Here is a 25,945-nt window from a genome sequence, read left to right as displayed (position 1 = left end):
GGACGCTATTTAAGGTACGCGAGCCCCGGATGCACCGAGGTGTAGCCCTCGACCAGCCTGCGGGCGACATTGACGGAGTCGACCAGCGGGTGCAGTGCGAACGCCTTCACCGCGGTCGTGCGCGAGGCCGACTCGGCCGCGGCCAGCACCTCGCGCTCGACCGCCTTGACCGAGCAGACCAGGCCGGTGGCGTGGTCGGGCAGCGGGGCGACGGAGACCGGGTGGGCGCCGTTGGCGTCGACGAGACAGGGGACCTCGATGACGGCGTCGCGGTCGAGCACGGCGAGCGTGCCCTGGTTGCGGACGTTGAGGATCAGGGTGGTGCGCTCGTCGCGCGCGATGGCCCGCATCAGGGCGAGGGCGACCTTCTCGTAGCCGCCGGAGAGATCGTCGGCGTCGCGCTCGCCGGCGCCGGCCGTCTCCCGGTTCTCGGACATGTAGGTGGCCTCGCGCTCGGCGCGGGTGCGGTCCCAGACGTCCAGCGCCTTCACACCGGGGGTGCCGACCTCGTCGTAGAACCGCGCCTGCTGGTCGGCGAGGAAGGCGCCGCGGGTCTTCTCGGCCTGCTGGTAGGAGCGGACGGCCTCGCGGTTGAAGTAGTAGTAGTGCAGGTACTCGTTGGGGATCGCGCCGAGCGACTGGAGCCAGTCGACGCCGAACAGCTTGCCCTCCTCGAAGGAGCCGAGCAGGTCGGGGTCGGCGAGCAGGCGGGGCAGCTCGTCCCGGCCGGCGATCTTCAGGCCGCGGACCCAGCCGAGGTGGTTGAGGCCGACGTAGTCGATCCACGCTTCGTTCGGGTTGCCGCCGAGCACGCGCGCGATACGGCGGCCGAGGCCGACCGGGGAGTCGCAGATGCCGATGACGCGGTCGCCGAGGTGGCGGGACATGGCCTCGGTGACCAGGCCCGCCGGGTTGGTGAAGTTGATGACCCAGGCGTCGGGGGCGAGCCGGGCCACCCGCCGGGCGATGTCCACGGCCACCGGGACCGTGCGCAGGCCGTAGGCGATGCCGCCCGCGCCGACCGTCTCCTGACCGAGGACGCCCTCCGCGAGGGCCACCCGCTCGTCGTCGGCACGGCCCTCCAGGCCGCCGACGCGGATCGCCGAGAAGATGAAGTCGGCGCCGCGCAGGGCCTCGTCGAGGTCGGTCGTGGTGGTCACCGTGGGCGCGTCGGGGACGGCGGCCGCCTGCTCGGCGAGGACCCGGCCGACCGCGGAGAGCCGGCCGGCGTCCAGGTCGTGCAGGACGACCTCGGTCACCCTGCCCTCGGCGCGGTCCGTCAGCAGCGCGCCGTACACGAGCGGGACGCGGAAGCCGCCGCCGCCAAGAATCGTCAGTTTCACGCTTGAGCCTTTCCTGCCAGGACGACCTCGACGCCCGCCTCCTCCAGGGAGGAGCGGGTCACCGCGTCGACCGGCGCGTTCGTCACCACCACGTCCAGGGCCTCGGGACCGCAGACCTTCGCCATACCCGTCCCCGGGAACTTGGCCGTGTCGGCGAGCAGGACGACCTTGTCGCTCGCCTTGATCATCGCCCGTTTGACCGGCACCTCGACGACCGTCGTGTCCATCACCTGCCCACCCGGGCGCACTCCACTGGTGCCGAGGAAGAGCCAGTCGGCGTGCAGCTGGCGCAGGTTGTCCTCGGTGAGGAAGCCGACCAGGGAGCGGTACTCACGGCGGACCATACCGCCGAGGAGAACCAGCTCGATGCCCTCGTCGTCGGCGAGCTCCTCGTAGACCACCAGGTTGCTGGTGATCACGGTGAGCCGGCGGCCGTGCAGCTGCCGGGCCAGCCGGTAGGCGGTGGTGCCGATGTCGAGCAGCACGGACTGGCCGTCCTGGACCAGGGCCGCGGCGCGAGCGGCTATCGCGTCCTTCTCGGCCACCCGGACCTCGGCGACCTCGGCGAAGGGCTGATCGCCCTCCTCGGCGCGCGCGCCGCCGTGCACCCGGGTGAGCAGCCCGTCCTCCTCCAGCTTGACGAGGTCACGCCGGATGGTGGCGGGGCTCACACCGAGCTGCTCGGAGAGGTCGGTCACAGCCGCGGGGCCGCCCGAGCGCAGGGCCCGCAGGATGAGTTGGTGTCGTCGTTCAGCCAGCACGCCGTGAACACTACTCGTCATCTTCAATCATTTCCATGCTCACTTCTGCTTAGGTATTGACCAATGTCGCCGAGCGGCGCACGATTCCCGTCATCGAAATTGACGAGTTTTGACGAGAGGTGCTCACGTGGACGACGACCGGCCCGAGGTGCTGCTGACCGGGCTGCTCTTCTACGACCTCGTCCTGACGGGTCTGGGAAAGCCGCCGACACCGGGTGAGGAGATCTGGACGGCCGGCATGGGCTGCGGCCCCGGCGGCATCGCCAACCTGGCCGTCGCCGCCTCCCGCTTCGGTCTCAGGACCTCTCTGGCCACGGTCTTCGGTGACGACTTCTACGGCGTCTACTGCCAGGAGATCCTCGCAGCTCAGGAGGGCGTCGACCTCGCGCTCTCACGGGTGGCGAACGGCTGGCACACCCCGGTCACCGTCGCGCTCGCCCACGGTCACGACCGTGCTCTGGTCACCCACGGCCAGGAGCCGCCGTACTCCCAGGACGCGCTGATGGGCGACCCGCCCGAGGCGCGCACGGCTCTCGTCCACCTGGAGGCCGAGCCGCGCGCCTGGCTCTCCAAGGCCGCCGCGAACGGCACGCACATCTACGCGGACGTCGGCTGGGACCCCACCCAGGTCTGGTCCACCGACCTCCTCGACCAGCTGGCCCTGTGCCACGCCTTCCTGCCCAACGAGGGCGAGGCGATGGCCTACACCCGCACCGACAGCGCGGTCGCGGCCCTCGGCACGCTCTCCGAGCTGGTGCCGGTGGCCGTGGTCACCCGGGGCGGAGACGGTGCGGTCGCCGTCGACCAGAACACCGGCGAGTACGCGGACGTCCCGGCCCTGCCCGTCGACGTCCTCGACGCCACGGGCGCCGGTGACGTGTTCGGCGCCTCGTTCGTCGCCGCCTCTCTGGGCGGCTGGCCGCTGGAGGAACGGCTGCGCTTCGCCGTCCTGGCCGCGGGTCTCTCCGTACGGCACCACGGCGGGGCCCTGGCGGCCCCGGGCTGGTACGGCGTCAACCAGTGGTGGCGCTCGCTGACCGACCCCGACCTGAAGCGCGCGTACGGCTTCCTCGCCGACCGCGTCCCGGCGGACGCGGGCCCCCCGGTCCACTACGCGCCGATCACACCACCGGCCCGCCCCGTCTGTGTCGCCCCACCCGACACCGCACGGCAGCACTGATCCGCAAGGCCCCCCACAAGCCCCCCGAATGCACGTCCCGAAAAGATCCGAAAGGCGGTGGGAGCTGTGCGGCTCTCACGAAGAGGCCTGCTCCGCGCGGGCCTGGGCGGTACAGCCGCCGCGGCACTCGGCGGCCTGGCCACCGGCTGTGCCGTTCCGACCGGTTCCACCGGCCGGAACATGGTGCTCTGGTACTGGAGCGGCGGTCTGAGCGACACCGTCGTCAAGAACGCCAAGGCCCGCTACGGCAGTTCGGTGGACCTCCAGGCCATCCAGATCGGCGGCCAGTACCGCTCCAAGCTCATCACCACCATCACCGGCCGAGCCCACATCCCCGACATCGCGGGGCTCAAGGGCGAGGACATGGCCGCCTATCTGCCGAACGCGGACCAGTTCATCGATCTGCGGACGCTGGGCGCGGAGAAGTACAAGGACCAGTACCTGTCCTGGAAGTGGGACCAGGGCATCGCCGACGACGGCACGATGGTCGGCTTCCCGATCGACTGCGGGCCGGTCGCGCACTTCTACCAGTACGACGTGTTCCGCAAGGCGGGACTGCCGTACGAGCCCGATGACGTGACCGCGGGCCTCGACACCTGGGAGAAGTACTTCGACGCGGGCGTGCAGTTGGGCAAGCGGATGCCGGGGGCGAAGCTGCTCACCGACATCAACTCGGTCTTCGAGAACGTCGTGCAGCAGGGCGCGAAGCGGTACGTCGACAAGGACCGCCACTTCATCGGCGACCAGGAACACGTGCGCCGGGCCTGGGCGCTGGCCGTGGAGGCCAAGCGGCGCGGGATCGTCTCCGATCTGGTCAGCGGCACCCCGGACCAGCTGTCCGCCATCCAGGACGGCAAGCTGCCGAGCCAACTGAACGCCTCCTGGGCCTCGTTCGACATCAAGAACGGCGTGCCGAAGACCAAGGGCAGGTGGCGGGTGGCGCAGATGCCCGTGAGTCCCGCCAACAACGGCGGCTCGTTCCTGTCGGTCACCAAGGAGTGCCGGGAGCCCGAGCAGGCCTTCGAGATCATCACGTGGATCCTCAACGCGTCCAACCAGGCGCAGGGTTACGTCGACGCGGGCCTCTTCCCCTCCACTCCCGCCTCGTACGGGCTCAAGCAGATGCAGGAGCCCGACCCCTTCTTCGGCGGCCAGGTCACCACCGATGTCTTCGGGCCGGCCGCGCAGAAGATCGTGGTCGCCTACAACAGCCCGTTCGACATCGCGCTCGGGCAGCCCCTCAAGGACGAGATCAAGAACGTCGGCGTCCTCGGCAAGGATCCCAAGAAGGCCTGGAGTGACGCCATGAGCAAGTGCCGTCGCATCGCGAAGCACCTGGGGGTGAGCTACTGATGGCCGTCCTCGAGCAGACCCCGCCCGCAGTGGCGCAGCCGCCCCTGACACAGCCCAAGAAGGGCTTCCGCACGTACTGGCACCTGTACGCCGCGATCTCCCCCTTCTACCTGATCTTCCTCGCCTTCGGCCTCTTCCCGGTCGGCTTCTCCCTCTACCTGTCCTTCCACCGCTGGGACGGCCTCGGCTCGATGGAGTGGGCCGGGCTCTCGCAGTACCGGTACCTGCTGAGCGACAGCGACTTCTGGAACTCGATCGGCAACACGATCATCATCTGGGCGCTGGCCACCTTCCCCATGATTCTCCTGGCGATGGTCACGGCCGTGATGCTCAACTCCGCGGTCCGCTTCAAGGGCCTGTACCGCGTCGCGTACTTCCTGCCGAACGTCACCTCGGTCGTCGCGATCGCCATCGTCTTCGGCTCGATCTTCTCCACCAACGCCGGCATGGTGAACGCCGTCCTGCACGCGGTGGGCATCGACCAGGTGGCCTGGCTGAACACGCCCTGGGGCATCAAGGTCACCATCGCGGCGCTGATGACCTGGCAGTGGACCGGCTACAACGCCATCATCTTCCTCGCCGGCCTGCAGACCATCCCGGGCGAGCTGTACGAGGCGTCCCGCGTGGACGGCGCCGGCCCGATCCAGACCTTCTTCCGGATCACGCTCCCGCTGCTGCGGCCCACCCTGCTGTTCGTGCTCGTCGTCTCGACGGTCACCGGTCTGCAGAGCTTCTCGGAACCCCAGGTCCTGCTCCAGACCTCCTCCAACGACTCGACCTTCGCGGGCGGTCCGGGCCACTCGGGCCAGACGATGGTCCTCTACTTCTTCCAGCAGACCTTCGACAACAACGACTTCGGGTACGGCGCCGCGGTGGCCTGGGGCATCTTCCTCGTCGTCGTCCTCTTCTCGATCATCAACTGGCGCCTCGTGCAGCGCCGCGGCGACTAGGAAGGGCGCGCATCATGGCTTCCATCAAGGGATCCCGCCGCAGAGGGATCGCGCTGCACCTCCCGCTGATCATCGGCACCCTGCTCTCGGCCTTCCCGTTCTACTGGGCCGTGATCATGTCGACGCACAGCTCGTCGGAGATCTTCTCGTACCCGCCGAAGCTGCTGCCGGGCACGCACTTCCTGGAGAACGTCCGCAATCTCTTCGACGCCGTCGACTTCTTCGGGTCGATGTGGAACTCACTGCTGGTCGCGGTGTCGGTGACCTTCCTGGTCCTGCTCTTCGACTCGCTCGCCGCCTTCGTGTTCGCCAAGTTCGAGTTCCCGGGCAAGAACGTGCTGTTCGGGCTGCTCATGGTCATCTTCATGGTGCCGGCGCAGCTGTCGGTCATCCCGCAGTTCGTGATCATGGCGAAGATCGGCTGGATCGGCTCGATGACCGCGCTGATCGTGCCGGCCGCGGCCAACGCCTTCGGCATCTTCTGGATGCGCCAGTACATGAAGACCGCCATCCACGACGAGCTGCTCGACGCCTCCAAGCTGGACGGCGCGAACTTCCTGCGCCAGTACTGGCACGTGGCCCTCCCGGTGGTCCGGCCGGGTCTCGCCTTCCTCGGCATCTTCACCTTCATGGGCCAGTGGAACGACTTCGCCTGGCCTCTGATCGCCCTCACCAACCCCGGCAACGTGACCCTCCAGGTCGCGCTGTCCCAGCTCAACGGCACCCACGGCACCACCGACTACGGCATCGTGATGACCGGCGCGCTGCTCGCCCTCGTCCCGCTGCTGATCGTGTTCGCGATCGGCGCCAAGCAGATCATCGGCGACCTCGCGAAGGGAGCCGTGCGCGGATGACGGACGATCCCCTGATCGCCCTGCGCCCCTGGGAGGCACCCGAGGTGACCTCCTGGGGGCGGCTGCCCATGAACGCCGTCGACCGGCGCTCCGGAGCACTCCCCCTGGACGGCGACTGGCGTTTCCAGCTGCTGCCCACTCCGGACGCGCCGGTCGGCGGTGCCTGGTCGTCGACGTACGTCCCGGGCGCCTGGACCGTGCAGGGCACCGATGACCTCCCGCAGTACACGAACGTCCGGATGCCGTTCCCCGAGTTCCCGCCCCACTCCCCCGCGGCCAACCCCACCGGCGTCTACGAGCGTGAGGTGGACGTCCCCGCCGAATGGTCCGGACGCCAGATCGTGCTCCAGGTCGGGGCCGCCGAGAGCGTGCTTCTCGTGCACGTGGACGGGCGGCCCGTCGGCATCTCCAAGGACTCCCATCTGGCGGCCGAGTTCGACCTGACGGGACTGGTGCGCGCCGGTGCGCGGAGTGTCGTACGGCTGACCGTGGTGAAGTGGTCGGACGCCTCCCACCTCGAGGACCAGGACCAGTGGTGGCACGGCGGGATCACCCGGTCCGTGCTGCTGTACGCGACGGATCCGCTGCATCTGTCCGACGTGACCGTGCGGGCCTGCTTCGACGGCTCGTTGCGGGTCGACTGCAGGGTGCGGGACGCGGGCGGCGCGCTGCCCGGGGGGTGGTACGTCAGCGGGGAACTGGAGGGTCACCTGCTCGCCCAGGACGCGGAGTTCGACCGGTTCAACGCCGAGGACGAGCGGGTCTCCGACTTCCTCGGCGAGGCCAGGATCCGCACGACCGTCGCGGACGTCCGCACCTGGAACGCCGAGACGCCGGAGTTGTACGCGCTGACCGTCCGGTTGCACCGCGCCGACGGCACGGTCGCCGACACCTCACGGCACCGGATCGGCTTCCGGGACATCGAGATCGCCGGCCGGGATCTGCTGGTCAACGGCGAGCGGGTCTTCATCCGGGGCGTCAACCGGCACGACTTCCACCCGCTGACCGGTCGGACGGTGTCGTACGACGACATGCGCGCGGATCTGGTCACGCTGAAGCGCTTCGGGTTCAACGCGATCCGCACCTCGCACTACCCGAACGACCCGGCGCTGTACGACCTCGCCGACGAGCTCGGCTTCTACGTCGTCGACGAGGCGGACATCGAGTCGCACGACCACGCCCACGAGATCGCCGACGACCCGCGCTACCTGAACGCCTTCGTGGACCGGGTCTCGCGGATGGTGCTGCGGGACAAGAACCACCCCTCGGTGATCATCTGGTCGCTGGGCAACGAGTCCGACTACGGGGCGAACCACGACGCGGCCGCCGGCTGGCTGCGCCGGCACGATCCGACCCGGCCGGTCCAGTACGAGGGCGCGGCCAAGCTCGACTGGGCGGCGGCCGACGACGCCTCCGACATCGCCTGCCCCATGTACGCCTCGCTGGAGGAGTGCGTGGAGCACGCGCTCTCCGGGCGGCAGACCAAGCCGTTGCTCTGGTGCGAGTACTCGCACGCCATGGGCAACAGCAACGGCACGCTCGCGGACCATTGGGCGGCCATCGAGTCCACGCCCGGTCTTCAGGGCGGGTTCATCTGGGAGTTCTGGGACCACGGCATCCTGCAGCGTGTGAACGACGGCAGACCGGTCGGGCGTGGGGGCGCCGGACTCCATGACAACGGTGTCGCCGCGCCCGGATACCGGTGGGCGTACGGCGGCGACTTCGGCGAGACGATCCACGACGGCGCCTTCATCGCGGACGGCGTGGTCTTCCCCGACCGCACGCCCAAGCCGGTGATGTACGAGCACCGGGAGATCGCGGCGCCGGTGCGCATCGAGTGCTTCCGGCACGAGGGCGTCGTGGTCGGCAACCACCAGCACTTCCGGGGCCTGGCCTGGCTGGCCGGGGTATGGGAGCTCTCCCTCGCCGACGGGCGGACCCTGACCGCACCCGCCGAGCTGCCCGATCTGCGGCCCGGTGAGACGGCGGCCGTGCCGCTGCCGTTCGAGCTGCCCGAGGACGGCGGCGAGGCGTGGCTGACGCTGCGGGTGACGACGGCGGCGGACGAACCGTGGGCGCCGCGCGGAACGGTGGTGTGTGTGCCGCAGGTCAGGCTGCGGGAGGCGGTGCCGCAGGCTCCCGCGGTCGTGCGGAACCGTTCCGTCAAGGTCGACGACGAGGGTCTCCTGGTCCACCCCCTGCTCACCTCCGCCCCCACGCTCTCCTTGTGGCGGGCGCCCACCGACAACGACGAGCTGGGCGGCATGGCACCGCGCTGGCGTGACTGGGGCCTCGACGCGCTGGTGCGCAAGGTCGCGCACATACGGCAGATCTCCGGACGTGTCACCGTCCGTGCCGAGTACGCCTGTGCAGCCGGCGTCGTCCGTCATGTGCAGGTCCTCACCGCCGTCGAGGGCGGAATCCATGTCGAGGAGTCGGCGGAGCTGCCGGAGGAGCTCGACGACGTGGCACGAGTGGGCTGCGTGTTCGAGACGATCCCCGGGCTCGACCTGATGGAGTGGTACGGACAGGGCCCCTGGGAGTCGTATCCGGACCGCGGCTTCGGGGCGCCGGTCGGCCATCACTCGGTGCCCGTGGACGAGTTGTTCACCCCTTATCTGCGCCCGCAGGAGAGCGGAGGCCGACACGGTGTACGGCATTTCACGCTCTCCGCGCCGGACGCCACCGGCCTCTCGGTCGTCCTGGACGAACCGCGCCAGGTCGGCGTGACCCGCTACCGCGCCGCGGACCTGACCGGCGTGACGCATCACGACGAGCTCGTCCCCAGGGCGGGCTGTGTGGTGCACATCGACGCGGCCCACCGCGGCCTCGGCACCGCCTCGTGCGGCCCTGACACCTTCGCCTCCTATCGCGTCGCGCCGGGCGTCCATCGCTGGAGCTGGACCCTGCGCGCGCTCTGAGTCCCCCTTCTTCCTCACCTCCCTCGTTACGGAGCACACGTGTGTACTTCGCATGAGCACGATCAGGGCGAGGCCGCGCAGGCCGGTGCCGGACGGCGCAGTTTCCTGCGGGCGACGGCACTGCTGGGCGCGGCCGCCACGGCCGGGGTCGCGCTGCCCACGGTGGCCGAGGCCGCCTCGGGTGCGTCCTGGCGTCCCGACACCGAGAGCAGGCGGTTCACGCTCGCCGTCATGCCCGACACGCAGTACCTCTTCGACGGGCCGAGCATCGACAAGGCGCCGGTCGAGGCCTCGCTGCGGTATCTGCTGGAGCACGGCAGGGACGAGAACATCGTGTTCCTGTCCCACCTGGGCGACCTCACCCAGAACGGGGCGGCGGCCGAGTTCGCCGCGATCGGCGACGCGTTCCGGCTGCTCGACCGGCGCGGGGTCGGCTACAGCGTCCTGGCGGGCAACCACGACGTGCAGTCGTCCACCACCGACCAGCGCGGCGCGACGCCGTACCTGGACGTGTTCGGTCCCGACCGGTTCCAGGGCCACAGGACGTTCGGGGGCGCCTCGCCCGACGGTTACAACACGTACCACCTCTTCGAGGCCGCGGGGCGCGAGTGGATGGTGCTCGCCCTGGACTGGCGGCTGTCGGACCAGGGCTACGCCTGGGTGCTGAGCGTCCTGGCCGCCCACCCGAAGACCCCGGTGATCCTGACGACGCACGAGCTGGTCGTCGAGGACGACGCCCTCTCGGACTACGGTCAGCAGCTGTGGGACCGGTTGGTCAAGGACCACGACCAGATCTTCCTCACCCTCAACGGCCACTACTGGCCCGCCGGTCGGGCGACCCGCAGGAACACGGCGGGCAACGACGTCCACCTGCATCTGACGAACTACCAGAACCGGTACTTCGGCGGCGCGGCCATGATCCGCCTGTACCGCTTCGACCTCGACCGCGGCGTGATCGACGTGGAGACGGTCTCCCCGTGGATCCTCGGCCGGGCCTCGAAGGGGCTCAACGAGCTGGAGCGGCAGGAGATCGAACTCAGCGGCGACGCCGACCGGTTCACCGTCGACATCGACTTCGCCTCGCGCTTCGCCGGCTTCGACCCGGTGCCCGCGCGGGCGGCACGACCGGTGTCGAAGATGCTGATACCGGAGACGGCCGCGTACTGGCGGTTCGATTCGGCGGTCTCCGGGACGGTCCGCGACCTCTCCGGACGCGGCAACGACCTCACCGTGGTGTCGGTGGGCGGCGGTTCGCTGGGCTGGTCCGCGGATCACCACCCCGACCAGCCCGGCCACGGCAGCCTGGAGTTCCAGGGGTTCAAGTCGCCGCTGAAGGGCGCCTATCTGCAGACGGTCGACAAGGCGCCGCTCAACTCGGCCGTTTTCAGGGACGGTTACACCATCGAGGCGTTCTACCGCCTCCCCGCGGACTGGGACCCGGACCACAACGCCTGGTCGGGACTGGTCAGTCGGCGGGGCACGGGCGGCGCCGCCGGCAAGTCCGCGGACGACCCCGACGAGCCGCTCGCCACGCTGTCGCTCTCCAACGACCGTGAGCCGCAGTGGGCCATGCGACCGCTCGACCAGGAGGGCATCGCCACCAACTGGGGCCAGGAAACGCCGCTGGAGACCTGGTGGCACCTCGCCGTAGTCAACGACGGCAGGCACACCACGTTGTACGTCCAGGGCTGCCCGGTGGTCCGCAATCCGAAGGCGTCCGCCGTCGGGATCACCTCGGTCGGCAAGCCGTGGCTGCTGGGCGGCTACACCTACGCCGACAGGATCGACCAGATCTTCCACGGCCGGCTCGGTGACGTCCGGATCGTGTCGCGGGCGCTGCCGGTCTCCTCCTTCATGACCCACTGAACCGACTCACCGACTGGGACCACGATGACCGAGCAGCAGCTGCCCTCCTGGGCCGATCCCTCCGTCCACCCCGCCGACCTCGACGCACAGGGTGTGTCGAGGCGCGGACTCCTGCGCCGCGCGGGCCTGTTCGGCGCCGCGTTCGCCCTCGGCTCGGCGGCCACCCCCGCCTTCGCCGCTTCCGGGAAGCGGGGTCTCGGCGGCGAGGACCCGCGCCTCGCCTACCTGGTGGGCGACCACCACGTGCACTCCGTGTACAGCCACGACGCCAAGTACACCTTTTCCCAGCAGGCGCAGGCCGCCGCGAGGTACGGCCTCGACTGGATGGTCTTCAACGAGCACTCCAACTTCGGACACGCCTACTACGGCGCCAAGCTGGAGCACGCGGAGATCGTCAGGGCCCGCGCGGAGAACCCGCGCCAGCTGATCTTCCAGGGCCTGGAGTGGTACATCCCGGCCGCCGAGCACTGCACGGTGTTCGCGGCCCCCGGCCCGCACGAGACCGACCTGCTCACGCGGTTCGAGCTGGCCTACGACGGCAAGCTCCTCAACTACACCGAGGGGTCCGCGGGCGCCGCCGACACCGCACGCAACGAGGCACACGCCGTCAAGGCGATCAAGTGGCTGGCGGAGCAGCGCCGTTCGGGCTACGTGGACGACGTCCTCGTCCTCGCCAACCACCCGCTGCGCCTCGGCATCGACTCCCCGCACGAGATGCGGGGCTGGCGGGACGCCGCCCCCGAGATCATGATCGGCATGGAGGGCGCGCCGGGCGCCCAGGGCGCGGCGATCCCCGGCTGGCGCGGGACGACGTCGATCCGCGGCGAGTACGAGAACAAGCCCTCGGCGCAGTCCTGGCCGGGCTATCCGGCGGACGCGTATCTGACGTACGGCGGCTTCGACTGGGCGACGGCGACCGTCGGCGGGCTGTGGGACTCGATGCTGGCGGAAGGCAGCCTGTTCTCGATCACCACGAACTCCGACAACCACCGCACCGTCTTCGACACCTGGAAGAACGGCGACTGGCCGGCCGGCCAGAACTTCGACAACACCGGCAAGCTGCCCGACCCGGTGAACACCGACACCCCGCAGCCCGGCAGCGACTTTTGGCCGGGCCAGTTCAGCCGCACTCACGTCGGCGTGACCCGCTACGGCTACCGCTCGGTCATGGCGGGCCTGCGCGCGGGCCGGGTCTGGGTGGACCACGGGCACCTCCTCGACGGGCTCGACGTCCGGGTGAAGCGGGACTGCGACCCGGGCCGCGGTGTGACCCTGGGCGGCCGGCTGCGGGTCCGCAAGGGCGAGAAGATCACGCTGTACGTGACGGTCACCAGCGCCTCCCGGGCCAACCCGCAGGGGATCCTGCCGGAGTTGGCGCACCTGGACGTGATCCGGGGCGCGGTGCGTGGTCCGGTGAGCGACCGGGACGGCTGGAAGGCGCCCGACACGAAGGTCGTACAGACGAAGGACGTGTCCGGCCGCAGGGGGACGTACACCCTGCGCATCCCGCTGACCGCAGGGGACGAGTCCTTCTACGTCCGGCTGCGCGGCAGCGACGGCAACCGGCACGGCACGGGCTACCTCGGCGCCTCGGTCGACCCGCACGGACCGATTCCCCACGAGCCCGGCAACGGTGACCCGTGGGCGGACACGTGGTTCTATTCCAACCCCGTCTTCGTTGACATCGCAGGATCCTGACGGTTGGTCACCTCCACGTTCACTTTGCGTAGGCGCCGGCTCACCGCAGGAGTGCGCGAAACGTGTCCGGATCGCTACTCAGAGTTGAAGAACGGATCGATGTCGATTGCCCCTGGCACACCGGTGCCGCCGTTTCGACGGGGCCCTCAGCGCCAATAGGAGGGCCGGGGCGAGGTGCGGTGATTCACCTCCGGCACCATTCGACGAAGAGGGTGGCCACGCCCCCCAATAAGCTCGCCGAATTTCCCGGTCCCCATATCGACAAAATCACATCACCCCATCACGGCAGGCCGGGCCGGGAGAATTCAGAGGCAGAAAATACGGTCCGGGCAGCGGTGAATATGCCGCGTAGATTTATGCAGGAGTGAACACATACTGCATACACCGAACACGCGAGCGACCTCACTTTCGGGCACGATCATCCCGGGCCGACCGGTCGGGAATGATCCTCAAGTGATCGCCATTCACCACTGATGCGCTTACACACAAGACAAACTGAACAAGGCGCGGAACATAGGTACCCAAACGTAACAAGAGGCTCTTTTCACCCGCGCCGAGGCCGCGCCGAGCGCCGTCGGCCCCGCCGCCCAAGTCGACTGCACAAACCCCTCCCCGTGGGGACCCGGGCCAGGGAGTTGCCACCTCGGGTGACCTTTTCCAGGCAGGTGGTGTTTACTGGGTATCGGTCTGAACCTCGACGGGTCCAGGCCCTTTGCGGGAGGCTTCGGGGGTGGTTCCCCGGAGCCTCCTCATTTTCCCTCGCGTTTACCAGTGGGCGCCTCGCCGCTCATCTGCGGTAAAAATTCGCAACAGAGCGCATGGATTATCAACGACCCCCTTGCAGATAAACCCGTATCGATCCATCCCACTCACGGCACTGTGATGCACATCACATGCCCGTGGAAGCGGATGCGGGAACTCCCTCTCGCGAGGGAGAGATTTCCCTCTCCGGGCCCTCGACAGGAAACTTTGCTCTCCGTCATCCGTGACTGGCGATTTCCTGGGGCAGGGGGGTAACTTGTCAAAACGTCTTCGCCTCGCAGCCGACTAACCACCGGACCGACACGCGAGGGAGAGGACCTGGACCCGTCGCCCGGGTGGGCCGCAGCCAGCGGTGCACCCGGATCCCACCCTCACCGGCAAGAAGGACCTCAGACCGATGGACACCGCCATCGCCGACGGCTTCGGCATATCCCCCGCCCGATCTCGTGACACGGCGTCACACCTGACACTGCGTGACGACCCCGGTGCGGCACCGCGGCACGACCGCCCACCCATGACCGCGGCCCGCGCGACCGGGGACCGCTGATGGTCCCCAAGGTCGACGCCTTCCGGACCGCCGACGTCCTCAAGGGGCGCCAGGCCATGCGGCCCGGCAGCTTTCTCGCTCATCTTCCGGACGGGGCCTGGCCGTTGCTGGTCAGCTCCTGGGGTGCCGACAGTCGCGTCTACCAACGCGACGACGAACTGCCCATCGGGCGGGGCGACGAACACGTGCACATCGTTTTGGGCGGCTGCGTCCGACAGGAGCGCCACCCCTTCGGCCCCGGCAAAGGCGCACCCAAGATCATCCGCTTCCGAGGCGTCGGCGAACTGCTCGGCGAGGCCAAGCTCATCGAGCCGGACGCCACGGTCAAGACGACCTGCCTCACCACGACCTGGGTCATGCCCTGCCCCCTGCAGGACATGAACCTCCTCCTGCGTCGGCGCCCCCACATCCAACTGGCCCTGCTGCGCAGCCTGGAGGACCGTAACCGCACCGACGAGATGATCTACGGCACCTTGACCCGCCTGCCCGTGCAACGGGTCAGTGCGCTGCTAGTCCATCTCGCGGCGATCGCCGGGACCGCCGACCCCGCCGAGCCCGGCCAGGTCACCATCCAGGGCCCGAGCCAGAAGGACATGGCGGACGCCCTCCTGCTGGGCGTGTCGACCGTGGAGAACACGCTCCGTCTGCTGCGCAAACCCGGCAAGGACAGCGGTCTGCCCCGTGACGGCGTACTGCGCAGCGGATACCGACAGTTCGTCGTCACGGACCTGCCCGCGCTCCGCCGCACGGCCGGGATCTCGTAGACCAGCGCGACCGCTCCTGGCCCCCGCCCCCGAACGTGTCCCGCGCGCTTCCTCAGGGGGTGTGCGTGCGCGTTCTCATGAACGGATCACACCCATGATGTCCAGCACGACCATCTCGGCCGCCGGAGGAGACACGGGATCCGCCCTGGTGGGCGTCGTCTGCGGCGTGGCCGCGACCTTGATCGCGGTTCTCACCTTCCGTCATCACCGGCAGGCGCTCGCCTGGATCAAGCGCATGCGCAGGTCCGACGAAGACGGACACGACTTCGACGACGCCACGACCTACCTCAAGAGGCTCGTCGAGAAGCTGTGCGGAGACGCTCACAAGCCGTGCCGCGCGGCGGACTTCGAGCCGCTGCACGGCCTGCGCCACCTCCTCGAGGACACCGCACAGGGTACGGAGCCCATCCGCCCCGAACTCCAGGCCGTCGTGGAACGCCTCGACCGCTATCTGGCCACGGTGCTTTCGCCGGTACCGGCGACGGGCCAGATCGCGAGCGCCGAACTGAACGCGCGCCTGGAGGCCGCGATGCAACAGGAATACGCCCGCATCGAGCTCAAGAACGCCGTCGGCGTCGCGCTGCAGCGGATCCGCACCCTGCGCAGGGCGACCTGATCAGGCGTAGAACCGCGACAGGCTCTGGAGCACCGCCGCCGGCTTGGCCCCGCCCTCGATCTCTATCGCCCCGTCCACGGTGATCTGCACACCGCCCGGCACCTCCTCGACGTCCGTGAGCTTGGCGACGAGGCGGATGCGGGAGCCCACCTTCACCGGGGAGGGGAAACGGACCTTGTTCAGGCCGTAGTTGACCTTCGTGGTGACGCCCTGGACGTCCAGGAGCTCGGTGAAGAGCGGGATGAACAGCGAGAGGGTGAGGTAGCCGTGCGCGATGGGGGCGCCGAAGGGGCCCGCCGCCGCCTTCTCGGGGTCCACGTGGATCCACTGGTGGTCGCCCGTGGCGTCGGCGAAGGTGTTGATGCGCTCCTGGGTGACCTCGATCCACTCGCTGGTGCCGAGGTCGCCGCCGGCGAGCTTCTTCAGTTCGTCGATGCCGTTGACGGTGACGCTCATGTAGCTGTCCTTGCCTATGAGTTGGAGCCGTAGCGCTTGCGCACCCGGGACTTGAGGAGCTTGCCGGAGGCGGTGCGCGGAAGTTCGTCCGCGACCACCACCGACTTGGGGATCTTGTACTTGGCGAGTCGCCCGGCCAGCGAGGCCAGGACCTCGTCGGGGTCGGGGGTGGCGCCCTCGCGGGGGACGACGACCGCCCGCGGCACCTCGCCCCACTTGTCGTCCGGGACGCCGATGACCGCGCACTCGGCGATGTCCGGATGACCGAGGAGCAGGTCCTCGATCTCGGCGGGGTAGATGTTCTCGCCACCGGAGATGATCATGTCCTTGATGCGGTCGACGATGAAGACGTATCCGTCCTCGTCGACCCGGGCCGCGTCCCCGCTGCGGAACCAGCCGTCCGCGAAGGAGGCGGCGGTCTCCTCGGGCAGCCCCCAGTAGCCGGGCATGACGTGCGGGCCGCGGAGCACGACCTCGCCGGTCTCGTCGGCGTCGACGGGCGCCAGGTCCGGCCGTACGACCCGGACGTCGCTGAAGAAGTGCGGCACACCCGCCGAACCCGCCTTGCTGATGGCGTGCTCGGCGTCCAGGAACAGGGTTCCGGGCGAGGCCTCGGTCATGCCGTAGCCCTGGAGGAAGGTGAGCCCGCGCTCCTGGTAGGCGGCGATGAGGGGTGTCGACACCGGTGAGCCGCCACAGGTGAGGATCCGCAGCGACGACAGGTCCGCGTCCGCCCAGCGCGGGTGCCTCGCCACCTGCTCGAACATCGTCGGCACCCCGAACATGAAGGTGATCCGGTGCTGCTCGATCAGGTCGAAGGTGGCGCTCGGGTCGAAGGCCTCGACCAGGACGCAGGTGCCTCCCTTGAGCAGCACCGGGAGCGTCAGCATGTTCAGGCCCGCCGTGTGGAACAACGGGGCGGAGACGAGGGCGCGTTCGTCGGCGATCAGGTCGGTGTCGACGAGGACGTTGATCGCGTTCCAGGTGAGGTTGCCGTGGGTGAGCATGGCGCCCTTGGGGCGGCCGGTGGTGCCCGAGGTGTACATGATGATGCAGGTGTCGTCGGCCGAGACCGGCTCGTCGATCGGCTCGGCCGGTGACTCGGCGAGCAACTGCTCGTACTCGGCGCCGACTTCGACGTACGTCCGCACGTCGGTGCTGCCCGGCAGTCCGGCGACGAGACCCGCGTGCGAGGGGCCGTAGACCAGTGCCCTGGCTCCGGAGTCGGAGAGCTGGTAGCCGATCTCCGGTCCGGCGAGGCGGGTGTTGAGGGGGACGAAGACCGCGCCGAGGGTGCCGGCGGCGAACAGCGTCTCCAGGTAGGAGGGGTGGTTGGGGCCGAGGTAGGCGACCCGGTCGCCGCGCCGGATGCCCCGGGCACGCAGGGCGTGCGCGAGGCGGGTGACGCGGGTGTGCAGCTCGGCGTAGGTGACCGTCGTGTCGCCGTGGATCAGGGCGGTGCGGTGCGGGGTCTTGCGGGCCCGGCGTGCGGGCCACGAACCCAGTCCCTCGTTGCGCATCTGGGGCCCCTTACGGCTTGGTCAGCCCGAGCAGACGGGCGGCGTTCTCCTTGAGGATCTTCGGCTTCACCTCGTCCTTGATCGACAGCTTCGCGAAGTCGGCGAGCCAGCGGTCGGGGGTGAGGACGGGGAAGTCGGAGCCGAAGAGGACCTTGTCCTTGAGCAGCGTGTTCGCGTACTGCACGAGCTGCGGCGGGAAGTACTTCGGCGACCAGCCGGACAGGTCGATGTGCACGCCCGGCTTGTGGGTGGCGACGGCGAGGGCCTCGTCCTGCCAGGGGAACGACGGGTGCGCCAGGATGATCTTCAGGTGCGGGAAGTCGGCCGCCACGTCGTCCACGTGGAGCGGGTTGGAGTACTTGAGGCGGATGCCGCCGCCGCCCGGGACTCCGGCGCCGATGCCCGTCTGGCCCGTGTGGAAGAGGGCGATGGTGCCCGTCTCCTCGATCACCTCGTAGAGCTCGTAGGCCACCGCGCGGTCGTTGGGGAAGAAGCCCTGGATGCTGGGGTGGAACTTGAAGCCCTTCACCCCGTACTCCTCGACCAGGCGGCGGGCCTGCTTGACGCCCGCCTTGCCGCGGAAGGGGTCGATGGAGGCGAAGGGGATCAGCACGTCGGAGTTGGCGGCCGCCGCCTCGGCGACCTCCTCGTTCGGGACGGGCGCGGTGCCGGTCGCGGACTCGGCGTCCACCGTGAAGATCACGGCGGCCATCTTCCGCTCGCGGTAGTAGGCGGCGGTCTCCTCCAGGGTCGGCTTCCGCTTGCCCTCGACCTTGAAGTAGGCGGAGGAGGCGTCGTGCAGATCGTCGTCCAGCGAGGAGTGCCCCTTGGAGGAGACCTCCGCGTGGGTGTGCACGTCGATGGCGACCAGCTCGTCGATGTCCATCAGGCCTCCGGAAGCTTCGGTGCCGGGATGCCGACGGTCTGCAGTTCGGCGCCGACCGACGTCGGGAAGGCGTCGGCCAGGGTCTCGGGGGTCCAGCCGCCGTCGGCGTAGGCGGTCTTGATCTCCTGCGGGTGGGACCAGAGTGCCACCTTGTCGCCGCCGATGCCGATGGCCTGACCGGTGATGCCCCGGGCGGCCTCGGAGGCGAGGAAGGGGACGAGGGCCGCGCAGTCCTCGGGGGTGCCGAAGCCCTCGCCCTTGCGCAGGAAGTCCGGCAGCGCCTCGCCGTTCTTCATGGCCTCGATGTACGGGGCGAAGGCGGGGATGGTCTCGGTCATCGCGGTGGCCGCGACCGGCACGATCGCGTTGACCGTGATGTTCGCGCGGCCCAGCTCCATGGACCAGGTGCGGGCGAAGGCGGCGATGCCGGCCTTGGCGGCGGCGTAGTTCGTCTGACCGAAGTTGCCGCGCTGCCCGGCCGGGGAGCCGACCAGGATCAGGGTGCCGCCCTCGCCCTGCTCGCGCATCCGGACGGCAGCGGCCCGGGCGCAGGTGAAGGTGCCCTTGAGGTGGGTGGTGATCACCGCGTCGAAGTCGTCGTCGGTCATCTTCCACAGCACCTTGTCGCGCAGGATGCCCGCGTTGGTGACCAGGACGTCGAGCCGCCCGAACTCCGCCACGGCCCGGTTGACCAGGCGCTCCGCGGCCTCCGTGGTGCCGACCGGGACGACCTCGGCGACGGCGGTGCCGCCCGCCTCGGCGATGGACTTCACGGCCTGCTCGGCGACCGCCTCGTCGACGTCGTTGACGACCACGGAGGCGCCGTGGGCGGCAAGGGCGTGCGCGTAGGCGAGGCCGAGGCCCCGGCCACTGCCGGTGACGACGGCGACCTTGCCGGAGAGATCGATGCTGGGCACGAGCGGGTCCCTTCACGAGCTGATGCTTCGGGTGCGGCTACGAGATCGAAGCTAAGAGCAATAATTGGTGACGTCAATAGTTGTTGGCGACCTTCGGGTGCGTCATGCTGGAATCTCCCTGACACACCGAGCACGAGGAGCCCGCCATCACACGCCAGCACGTCACCCCGAAGCCCATCGACTCGGAGGAGCCGTGGATGCGCGGGCTGCACGCGGACACCGGTTACCTGCTGTACCGCCTGGGCCTGCGCTCGGGTCAGCTCTTCAACACGTTCCTCCAGGAGTCGGGGCTCAGGCTGCGGCACTACGCGGTGCTGCGCTATCTCGCCGGCGCCGAGGGCGCCCTCCAGCGGGAGCTGAGCACCCGGCTGGGTTACGACCCCAGCGCGATCGTCGGCCTCGTCGACGACCTGGAGAAGCTCGGGATGACCGAGCGCCGCCCCTCCCCGGACGACCGCCGCAGCAAGATCGTCGTACTCACCGAGAACGGCCGGGCCTTCCTGCGCGGCACCGACGAGGCGGGCCGCCGGGTGACCAACGACCTGCTCGCGCCGCTGGACCCCGCGGAACGCGAGACGCTCCAGTCCCTCCTGCTGAGGGTCGCCGACCGGCCATGACCGCCCTTCCCGACTCCCGGCCGGGCTCGGGCCGCGGCGCCCCCACCGCCCCGGACCGGCTGCTGTCCGTGCTCGCCGCGTTCGACCACGACCACCCGGCGCTGTGCCTGACCGACATCAGCCGACGGGCCGGGCTGGCGCTGACGACCACACACCGGCTGGTGGGCGCGCTGACCGACTGGGGCGCACTGGAGCGGGACGACGCCGGGGTCTACCACGTCGGGCTCCGCCTCTGGGAGGTCGCCGCGCTCGCGCCGCGCGGCGTCGCGCTCAGGCAGCTGGCGCTGCCGTACCTGGAGGACCTGTACGAGGCCACCCACGAGAACGTGCAGTTGGCGGTGCGGGACGGCTCGGACGTCGTCTACATCGAGTGGATCGCGGGGCGTTCGTCGGTCGGCGTGCACATCCGGGTCGGGGCGCGCTGGCCGCTGCACGCCACCGGGGTCGGCCTGGTGCTGCTGGCGCACTGCGAGCCGCGGGAGCAGGAGGAGTACTGCGCGGCCCCGCTCGCGATCTTCACGCCGTACACCATCACCGAACCGGCGAAGCTGCGCCGGGTCCTGGCCGAGGTCCGGCGCACCGGCGTGGCGGTGAGCAGTCGTCAGGTCACCGACGACGCCCTGTCGGTGGCGGCCCCCGTGTGCGGACCCGACGGGACGGTGGTCGCGGCCGTGTCGGTCGTCGTGCCCCAGGCGGACGCCCAGGTACCGGCGCTGATCCCGGCGGTACGGCTCGCGGCGCTCGGGATCTCGCGGGCGCTGGGCTGGCAGCCGACGGTCACGCCACGGTCGGGCGCGGGACATCCCTCTCACCGGTGAGGCCCCGACGCCGAGGAGCCGCTCATGTCCGCCGCCCGGTCCAGGTACGGGACCCGATGACTGATCCCCACGAGGGGACCCGCAGCGCCAGGGATCTCCCGGCCCCTGGGCCGAAGCCCGCGAACGCGCCCCGTACCGGCACCGGATATCCCCCTCACCGGTGAGGCCCCGACGCCGAGGAGCCGCTCATGTCCGCCGCCCGGTCCAGGTAAGGGACCCGACCACTGATCCCCACAAGGGGACCCGCAGCGCCAGGGATCTCCCGGCCCCTGGGCCGAAGCCCGCGAACGCGCTCCGTTCCGGCACCGGATATCCCCCTCACCGGTGAGGCCCCGGCCCCACCGGCGTCGTGATACTGGAACGGCCCCGGCCCCGAGGAGCCGCTCATGTCCGCCGCCCGGTCCTGGTACGCCCCCGTCGTGACCCGTATGAGGACGACGAACCCGTACGTCGTCGACAGCGCGCTCGCCGTGCTCGTGCTGTTCGCCGCTTCCCTGCAGTGGATGTTCCCGGACGAGGGCGACGACCGGCTGACCCTGGTCGGCTGGCTGTTGGGCGCCGCCACCGCCGTCCCCCTGGTCTGGCGCCGCCGCCACCCCTACGCGTGCGCCCTGGCCGTCTCGGCGGCCACCACGGCGATGGCCTACTACCACGCGCCACCGCCGGACGTGCTCTACGGCGGACTGGTCGTCCTCTACACCATGGCCGCCCAGGGTCTGCCCTGGCAACGCCGCACGATGCTGGCGAGCTGGCTGCTCGGGGCCGTGCTGACCATGCGGCACAAGGAGCACTCCGAGCCCTTCGAGTACGCCTTCCACATCACCGGCATGATCTGCGCCTACGGCCTCGGCGTACTGGCCCGCGTCCAGCGCGCGTACACCGCCGCCGTCGAGGACCGGGCCCGCCGGCTGGAACGGGAGCGGGCCGCGGAGACCGCGCGGGCCATCGCCCAGGAACGCTCCCGGATCGCCCGGGACATGCACGACATCCTGGCCCACGCGGTGAGCCTGATGGTCGTCCAGGCGGAGGCGGGACCGGTCGTGGTGCGCAGTGATCCGGCCCGCGCCGAGGCCGCGTTCGAGGCGATCGCCGCCAGCGGCCGGGACGCGATGGCCCAACTGCGACGGATTCTGGGCGTGTTGAAGGAGGAGGAGCGCCGGGGTGGCGCCGCCCGGCTGCCTCAGCCGGATCTCGCCGGGCTCCCGTCCCTGGTCCGGCAGGTCTCCGAGTCGACGGGACTGCGGGTCGAGTCGACCGCGCGGGGCAGACCGCGCCCTCTGCCCCCGGACACCGAGGTCGCCGCCTACCGCGCGGTGCAGGAAGCCCTGACCAACACGGTGAAGCACGCGTACGCTTCCTGCGCACAGGTGGAACTCGACTGGGCGGAGGACGAGTTGACCCTCACGGTGACCGACGACGGCAGGGGGCCGGCGGGCACGCGCGGCGGGCACGGGCTGATCGGCCTCAGGGAGCGCGCGGCCGCCTGCGGGGGCAGCGCGGAGACCGGCCCGGGACCGGAGGGGGGCTTCCGGGTCGTCGTACGGCTGCCCGCCGTCGCGGACCGGGAAGCGGCCCTCGGGTGAGCATCCGGGTGGTCGTCGCCGACGACCAGGAACTGGTCCGCAGCGGCTTCACCATGATCCTGGAGGCGCAGCAGGACATCGAGGTGGTCGCCGAGGCCGGGGACGGCGCCGAGGCGGTCGCCGCGGTGGAGCGTCACACCCCGGACGTTCTGCTCCTCGACATCCGGATGCCCGTCATGGACGGCCTGGAGGCGGCCCGGCGGGTGTGCGCCCGGTCGAGCTGCAAGGTGGTCATGCTGACCACGTTCGACCTCGACGAGTACGTGTACGACGCGCTGTACGCCGGAGCCAGCGGCTTCCTCCTCAAGGACGTGCGCCGCGACGACCTCGTGCACGCGGTCCGCGTGGTCGCGGGCGGCGACTCGCTGCTCGCTCCGACCATCACCCGCCGCCTGGTCGCGGACATCGTGCGCCGCCGCCGCGAGGAGGCCACCACCGGGGCCACCCCGGACCGCCTGGACGTCCTGACGGCCCGCGAGGTGGAGACCCTGCGGATGCTGGCCCGGGGCCTGTCCAACGCGGAGATCGCCACGACCCTGTTCGTGAGCGAGCACACGGTCAAGACCCATGTCAGCAATGTGCTCGGCAAGTTGGGGCTGCGGGACCGCGTCCAGGCGGTGATCTGCGCGTACGAGACAGGCCTGGTGGCCCCGGGTGCTCCCTAGTCCCCGAGTTCGGTGAAGAGGGTCAGCTGAAGCGAACCAGGCGCTTCCAGGCGGGAGTTGAGCGAGTTCCAAGGCGTGCTGGTCGGTTCGGCGACCACCTCCGCACCCGCCTCGGCCAGCCTGGCCGTCATGACGGTCGAGTCGTCGACCTCGAAGGCGACCCTGATGTGCCCGGCGACCCGCCGGCCGACCTCCACCTCGTCGATGAACGCCGCATGGTTAGGATCCGTCAGCTCCAGCGTCGCCCGCCCCGCCTCCAGAATGGTCACCCGCCCGTCGGGCGAAGAGAACGCGGCGCGTTCCGGCAGCCCGAGGACGTCCCGGTAGAAGCGCAACGCCTCGTCGTAGTCGTCCGCCGTGACGACGAGACGGAGTTCACGGACGGCGGGCGGTACCTCGGACATGCGGCCTCCTAGATGGTCTCTCCCGTCTCCAACTCCGCGACCGGTACCGAAGATTCCTCCCTCCCCGGAGTGAGGGAGAATCCCGTCTCACCCGTACGGCGGAGGCCCGGAAACCGCCCGCCCCGGCGATCCGGTGATCACGCCCGCGGCATGAGTCTGAGGTCGGTACCACTCCTCAACTCGCCGGGAGGCGACCGTGCTCTCCACACTCGCCAGGGCAGCGACCCGCCGCCCGCTGACCGTCATCGGCCTCTGGGCCGCCTTTCTGCTGCTGGGCTTCGGCCTCGGCACGGGCGTCTTCGCCGACCTCTCCGACGATGTGCCCGACGTGCCCGGCACCGAGTCCGACGCGGCCGACGACCATCTCTCCGGCGTGGACCCGGCCGGCGAGTCCGTCACCGCGGTCGTCGCGGGCGAGTCCGTCTCCGACGCGGCCCTGCGCGCCCAGGTCGAGCGAACCGTCGCCGAGGTCCGCGGGATCGCCGGGGTGGCCGACGTGCCGGACCCGTACACCACCCCCGGTCTCCTCGCCCGTGACGGACAGGCGCTCGTCATCCCCGTCACCTTCGAGGGCGGCCTCAGCGACGAGGCCGAGGAGAAGGCGACCGACACGGCCGTCAGGACGATCAAGCGGATCGACGCGCCCGACGTCCACGTCAGCGGCGGCGAACTGCTCGGCCGACAGCTCGGCGAGCGCGCCCAGGAAGACGTGAAGAACGCCGAGTTGATCTCCCTTCCGGTCGTACTCGCCCTGCTGCTGGTCGTGTTCGGGGGACTGCGCGCCGCCGCGCTGCCGCTGGTGATCGCGGTGAGCGGGATCGCGGGCGCGTTCCTCGGACTGTTCGCCTTCAGCCAGGTCACCGACATCTCGGTGTACGCGATCCAGGTCACCACCATGCTCGGCCTCGGACTCGCCATCGACTACGCCCTGTTGATGCTGGTGCGCTTCCGCGAGGAACGACGGCACACCGACGACCTGGTCGAGGCCGTGCACCGCACGGTCGACGCGGCCGGCCGGACCGTCCTGTTCTCCGGGCTCACCGTGGCCGTCAGTCTGACCGGGCTGCTGGTCTTCCCGAGCGTGTTCCTGCGCAGCATGGGCCTGGCGGTCGCCGCCGTCGTGGTGGTCGACATGCTGGCCGCGATCACCCTGCTGCCCGCGCTGCTCACGAAGTTCGGCGGGCGGATCCGGCCCTCGAAGGCACGCTCCGCGGACGAGGAGGGCCGGGTCTTCGCTCGCCTGGCCCGCTTCGCGCAGCGCCGCCGGATCGCCGTTCTGGTCATCGTCGTCCCGGCTCTGCTGGTCCTCGCCCTGCCCGTGACCGGCCTGCGCATCGCCATCGGTGACGCCCGGCAACTGCCCGCAGGCACCGAGGCCCGGCAGTTGTACGACACCGTGGGCGCGCACTTCCCGAAGGGCACCGGCGTCTCCCCCGTGGTCGTCGTCCTCAAGCCCGGCACCGACACCGCGACCGCCGACCGGATCCGCGCCCTGGTCCCGAACGCCGAGTCCCGCCGACTGCCGGGCGGCAACACCGTCGTGGAGCTCCAGCCGCCCGGCAGCGCGGACGGCGGGGCGGCCACCGGCCTGGTCGAGCGGGTACGGGACGTGCGTGGCGACGAGCCCGTCGAGGTGACCGGGGTCGCGGCCCGGCTGGTCGACTTCCGCGCCATGCTCGCCGACCGGGCGCCCTGGGCGGCGCTGACCGTCCTGGCCGCCGTCTTCGTCCTGCTGTTCGCCTTCACCGGCTCGGTGCTGATCCCGCTGCGCACCATCGCGACCACCCTGCTCAGCCTGGGCGCGGCGCTCGGCGTGGTGGTGTGGGTCTTCCAGGACGGCCACGGGGCCGGGCTGCTCGGCGGCGAGGGCCTGGGCGCGCTGAGCCTGACCGCCCCGCCGCTGATCGTGTCGATCGCCTTCGGGCTCGCCATGGACTACGAGCTGTTCATCCTGGCCCGGATGCGGGAGTCCCGGCAGCGCACCGGCGACGATCAGGGAGCCGTGGTGACCGGGCTGCGCCGCTCCGGGCGGGTCGTCACCTGTGCCGCGCTGCTGCTCGCCGTGGTCTTCGGCGCCTTCATGACCGGCGGGTTCTCCCCCATCCTCCAGATCGGTCTCGGCCTGACCCTGGCGGTGCTGATCGACGCGACGGTCGTACGGATGCTGCTGGTCCCGGCGACCATGGCGCTGCTCGGCCGGCGTGCCTGGTGGGCGCCCGAGCCGCTGCGCGCGCTGCACGACCGGTTCGGGCTGCGGGAGGCGGCCACGCCCGAGCGGTCCGTGTCGGCGAACGTCTGACGGACGGGCGGCGGTGCCCCGGCGGTCGGTGGCCGGGGTTCCGCCGTTCCCCGTGTCCGTCGGTGGTCGAGGCGTCTCTCGACGTCTCCTCATCGGAATCTCAGCCAGTGGCCCGGCGATTCAAAGGATCGCCCCAGGTGCGAGGCGCACGCTGCACCCGCAAAG

At 70.2% G+C, this 25,945-nt stretch carries 21 protein-coding genes; 14 read left to right on the top strand and 7 right to left on the bottom strand.

Annotated elements, in window-relative coordinates:
* Positions 1–5 precede the first annotated feature (5 nt).
* Both ABZT02_RS32595 and ABZT02_RS32590 read right to left on the bottom strand, forming a co-directional pair.
* Entirely contained in the window at positions 6–1,343 is a 1,338-nt protein-coding gene (locus ABZT02_RS32595) for a 6-phospho-beta-glucosidase (RefSeq protein ID WP_356023903.1), read from the bottom strand.
* On the bottom strand, positions 1,340–2,104 hold the full coding sequence (locus ABZT02_RS32590) for a DeoR/GlpR family DNA-binding transcription regulator (RefSeq protein ID WP_356023901.1): 765 nt from the start codon (positions 2,102–2,104) through the stop codon (positions 1,340–1,342). The genes ABZT02_RS32595 and ABZT02_RS32590 overlap by 4 nt, the downstream gene beginning before the upstream one ends.
* A 127-nt stretch (positions 2,105–2,231) precedes the next feature.
* Between ABZT02_RS32590 and ABZT02_RS32585 the strand changes: the two genes are divergently transcribed.
* From ABZT02_RS32585 to ABZT02_RS32545, 9 genes are all read left to right on the top strand, one after another.
* Complete coding sequence (locus ABZT02_RS32585) at positions 2,232–3,284, top strand: carbohydrate kinase family protein (protein WP_356023899.1); 1,053 nt, start codon at positions 2,232–2,234, stop codon at positions 3,282–3,284.
* Between the two features lie 66 nt (positions 3,285–3,350).
* Positions 3,351–4,637, top strand: a complete 1,287-nt coding sequence (locus tag ABZT02_RS32580) for an extracellular solute-binding protein (RefSeq protein WP_356023897.1) — start codon at positions 3,351–3,353, stop codon at positions 4,635–4,637.
* Positions 4,637–5,587: a sugar ABC transporter permease gene (locus ABZT02_RS32575; RefSeq protein ID WP_356023895.1), complete on the top strand. Its 951-nt coding sequence runs from the start codon at positions 4,637–4,639 to the stop codon at positions 5,585–5,587. The genes ABZT02_RS32580 and ABZT02_RS32575 overlap by 1 nt, the downstream gene beginning before the upstream one ends.
* A 14-nt stretch (positions 5,588–5,601) precedes the next feature.
* Positions 5,602–6,441: a carbohydrate ABC transporter permease gene (locus ABZT02_RS32570; RefSeq protein ID WP_356023893.1), complete on the top strand. Its 840-nt coding sequence runs from the start codon at positions 5,602–5,604 to the stop codon at positions 6,439–6,441.
* Positions 6,438–9,362 carry a glycoside hydrolase family 2 TIM barrel-domain containing protein gene (locus ABZT02_RS32565; RefSeq protein ID WP_356023891.1) on the top strand — a complete coding sequence of 975 codons (2,925 nt, stop codon included), beginning with the start codon at positions 6,438–6,440 and terminating at the stop codon, positions 9,360–9,362. The genes ABZT02_RS32570 and ABZT02_RS32565 overlap by 4 nt, the downstream gene beginning before the upstream one ends.
* 39 nt (positions 9,363–9,401) lie before the next feature.
* Positions 9,402–11,228, top strand: a complete 1,827-nt coding sequence (locus ABZT02_RS32560) for a LamG-like jellyroll fold domain-containing protein (protein WP_356023889.1) — start codon at positions 9,402–9,404, stop codon at positions 11,226–11,228.
* A 24-nt stretch (positions 11,229–11,252) separates the two neighbouring features.
* Complete coding sequence (locus ABZT02_RS32555; protein WP_356023887.1) at positions 11,253–12,926, top strand: histidinol-phosphatase; 1,674 nt, start codon at positions 11,253–11,255, stop codon at positions 12,924–12,926.
* Between the two features lie 1,308 nt (positions 12,927–14,234).
* Positions 14,235–14,999 (top strand): Crp/Fnr family transcriptional regulator, encoded by a 765-nt coding sequence (locus tag ABZT02_RS32550; protein ID WP_356023885.1) that lies wholly within the window; start codon positions 14,235–14,237, stop codon positions 14,997–14,999.
* Between the two features lie 94 nt (positions 15,000–15,093).
* Complete coding sequence (locus tag ABZT02_RS32545) at positions 15,094–15,615, top strand: hypothetical protein (RefSeq protein WP_356023883.1); 522 nt, start codon at positions 15,094–15,096, stop codon at positions 15,613–15,615.
* On the opposite strand, the gene ABZT02_RS32540 is transcribed toward ABZT02_RS32545, so the two are convergent.
* The 4 genes from ABZT02_RS32540 to ABZT02_RS32525 are packed head-to-tail and all read right to left on the bottom strand — an operon-like array spanning position 15,616 to position 19,394.
* The gene (locus ABZT02_RS32540; protein WP_356023881.1) at positions 15,616–16,071 is read right to left on the bottom strand and encodes a MaoC family dehydratase; all 456 of its coding nucleotides are present in this window, start codon (positions 16,069–16,071) and stop codon (positions 15,616–15,618) included. It lies immediately after the preceding gene.
* A gap of 14 nt (positions 16,072–16,085) precedes the next feature.
* Positions 16,086–17,591, bottom strand: a complete 1,506-nt coding sequence (menE, locus tag ABZT02_RS32535; protein WP_356023879.1) for an o-succinylbenzoate--CoA ligase — start codon at positions 17,589–17,591, stop codon at positions 16,086–16,088.
* 10 nt (positions 17,592–17,601) lie between these two features.
* Positions 17,602–18,477, bottom strand: coding sequence for an amidohydrolase family protein (locus ABZT02_RS32530; RefSeq protein ID WP_356023877.1), 876 nt, complete (start codon positions 18,475–18,477; stop codon positions 17,602–17,604).
* Positions 18,477–19,394, bottom strand: coding sequence for an SDR family oxidoreductase (locus tag ABZT02_RS32525; protein ID WP_356023875.1), 918 nt, complete (start codon positions 19,392–19,394; stop codon positions 18,477–18,479). Before ABZT02_RS32525 ends, ABZT02_RS32530 begins: the two co-directional genes overlap by 1 nt.
* Before the next feature lie 197 nt (positions 19,395–19,591).
* On the opposite strand from ABZT02_RS32525, the gene ABZT02_RS32520 reads away from it, so the two are divergent.
* From ABZT02_RS32520 to ABZT02_RS32505, 4 genes are all read left to right on the top strand, one after another.
* Complete coding sequence (locus tag ABZT02_RS32520) at positions 19,592–20,011, top strand: MarR family transcriptional regulator (protein ID WP_356023873.1); 420 nt, start codon at positions 19,592–19,594, stop codon at positions 20,009–20,011.
* Positions 20,008–20,829, top strand: a complete 822-nt coding sequence (locus ABZT02_RS32515) for an IclR family transcriptional regulator (RefSeq protein ID WP_356023871.1) — start codon at positions 20,008–20,010, stop codon at positions 20,827–20,829. The genes ABZT02_RS32520 and ABZT02_RS32515 overlap by 4 nt, the downstream gene beginning before the upstream one ends.
* Positions 20,830–21,215: 386 nt before the next feature.
* Complete coding sequence (locus ABZT02_RS32510; protein WP_356023869.1) at positions 21,216–22,412, top strand: sensor histidine kinase; 1,197 nt, start codon at positions 21,216–21,218, stop codon at positions 22,410–22,412.
* The gene (locus ABZT02_RS32505) at positions 22,409–23,077 is read left to right on the top strand and encodes a response regulator transcription factor (protein WP_356023867.1); all 669 of its coding nucleotides are present in this window, start codon (positions 22,409–22,411) and stop codon (positions 23,075–23,077) included. The genes ABZT02_RS32510 and ABZT02_RS32505 overlap by 4 nt, the downstream gene beginning before the upstream one ends.
* Here ABZT02_RS32505 and ABZT02_RS32500 read toward each other — a convergent pair.
* Positions 23,074–23,481: a VOC family protein gene (locus tag ABZT02_RS32500; protein ID WP_356023865.1), complete on the bottom strand. Its 408-nt coding sequence runs from the start codon at positions 23,479–23,481 to the stop codon at positions 23,074–23,076. The two genes, ABZT02_RS32505 and ABZT02_RS32500, sit on opposite strands and share 4 nt — an antisense overlap.
* 196 nt (positions 23,482–23,677) lie before the next feature.
* Here ABZT02_RS32500 and ABZT02_RS32495 point away from each other — a divergent pair, with 196 nt between their 5' ends.
* Complete coding sequence (locus ABZT02_RS32495) at positions 23,678–25,780, top strand: MMPL family transporter (protein WP_356023863.1); 2,103 nt, start codon at positions 23,678–23,680, stop codon at positions 25,778–25,780.
* The last annotated feature ends 165 nt before the right edge of the window (positions 25,781–25,945 follow it).

The organism is Streptomyces sp. NPDC005402 (assembly GCF_040606575.1).
In the GTDB taxonomy this organism is placed as follows: Bacteria; Actinomycetota; Actinomycetes; order Streptomycetales; family Streptomycetaceae; genus Streptomyces.
This window is presented reverse-complemented; position numbering and strand designations above follow the sequence as displayed.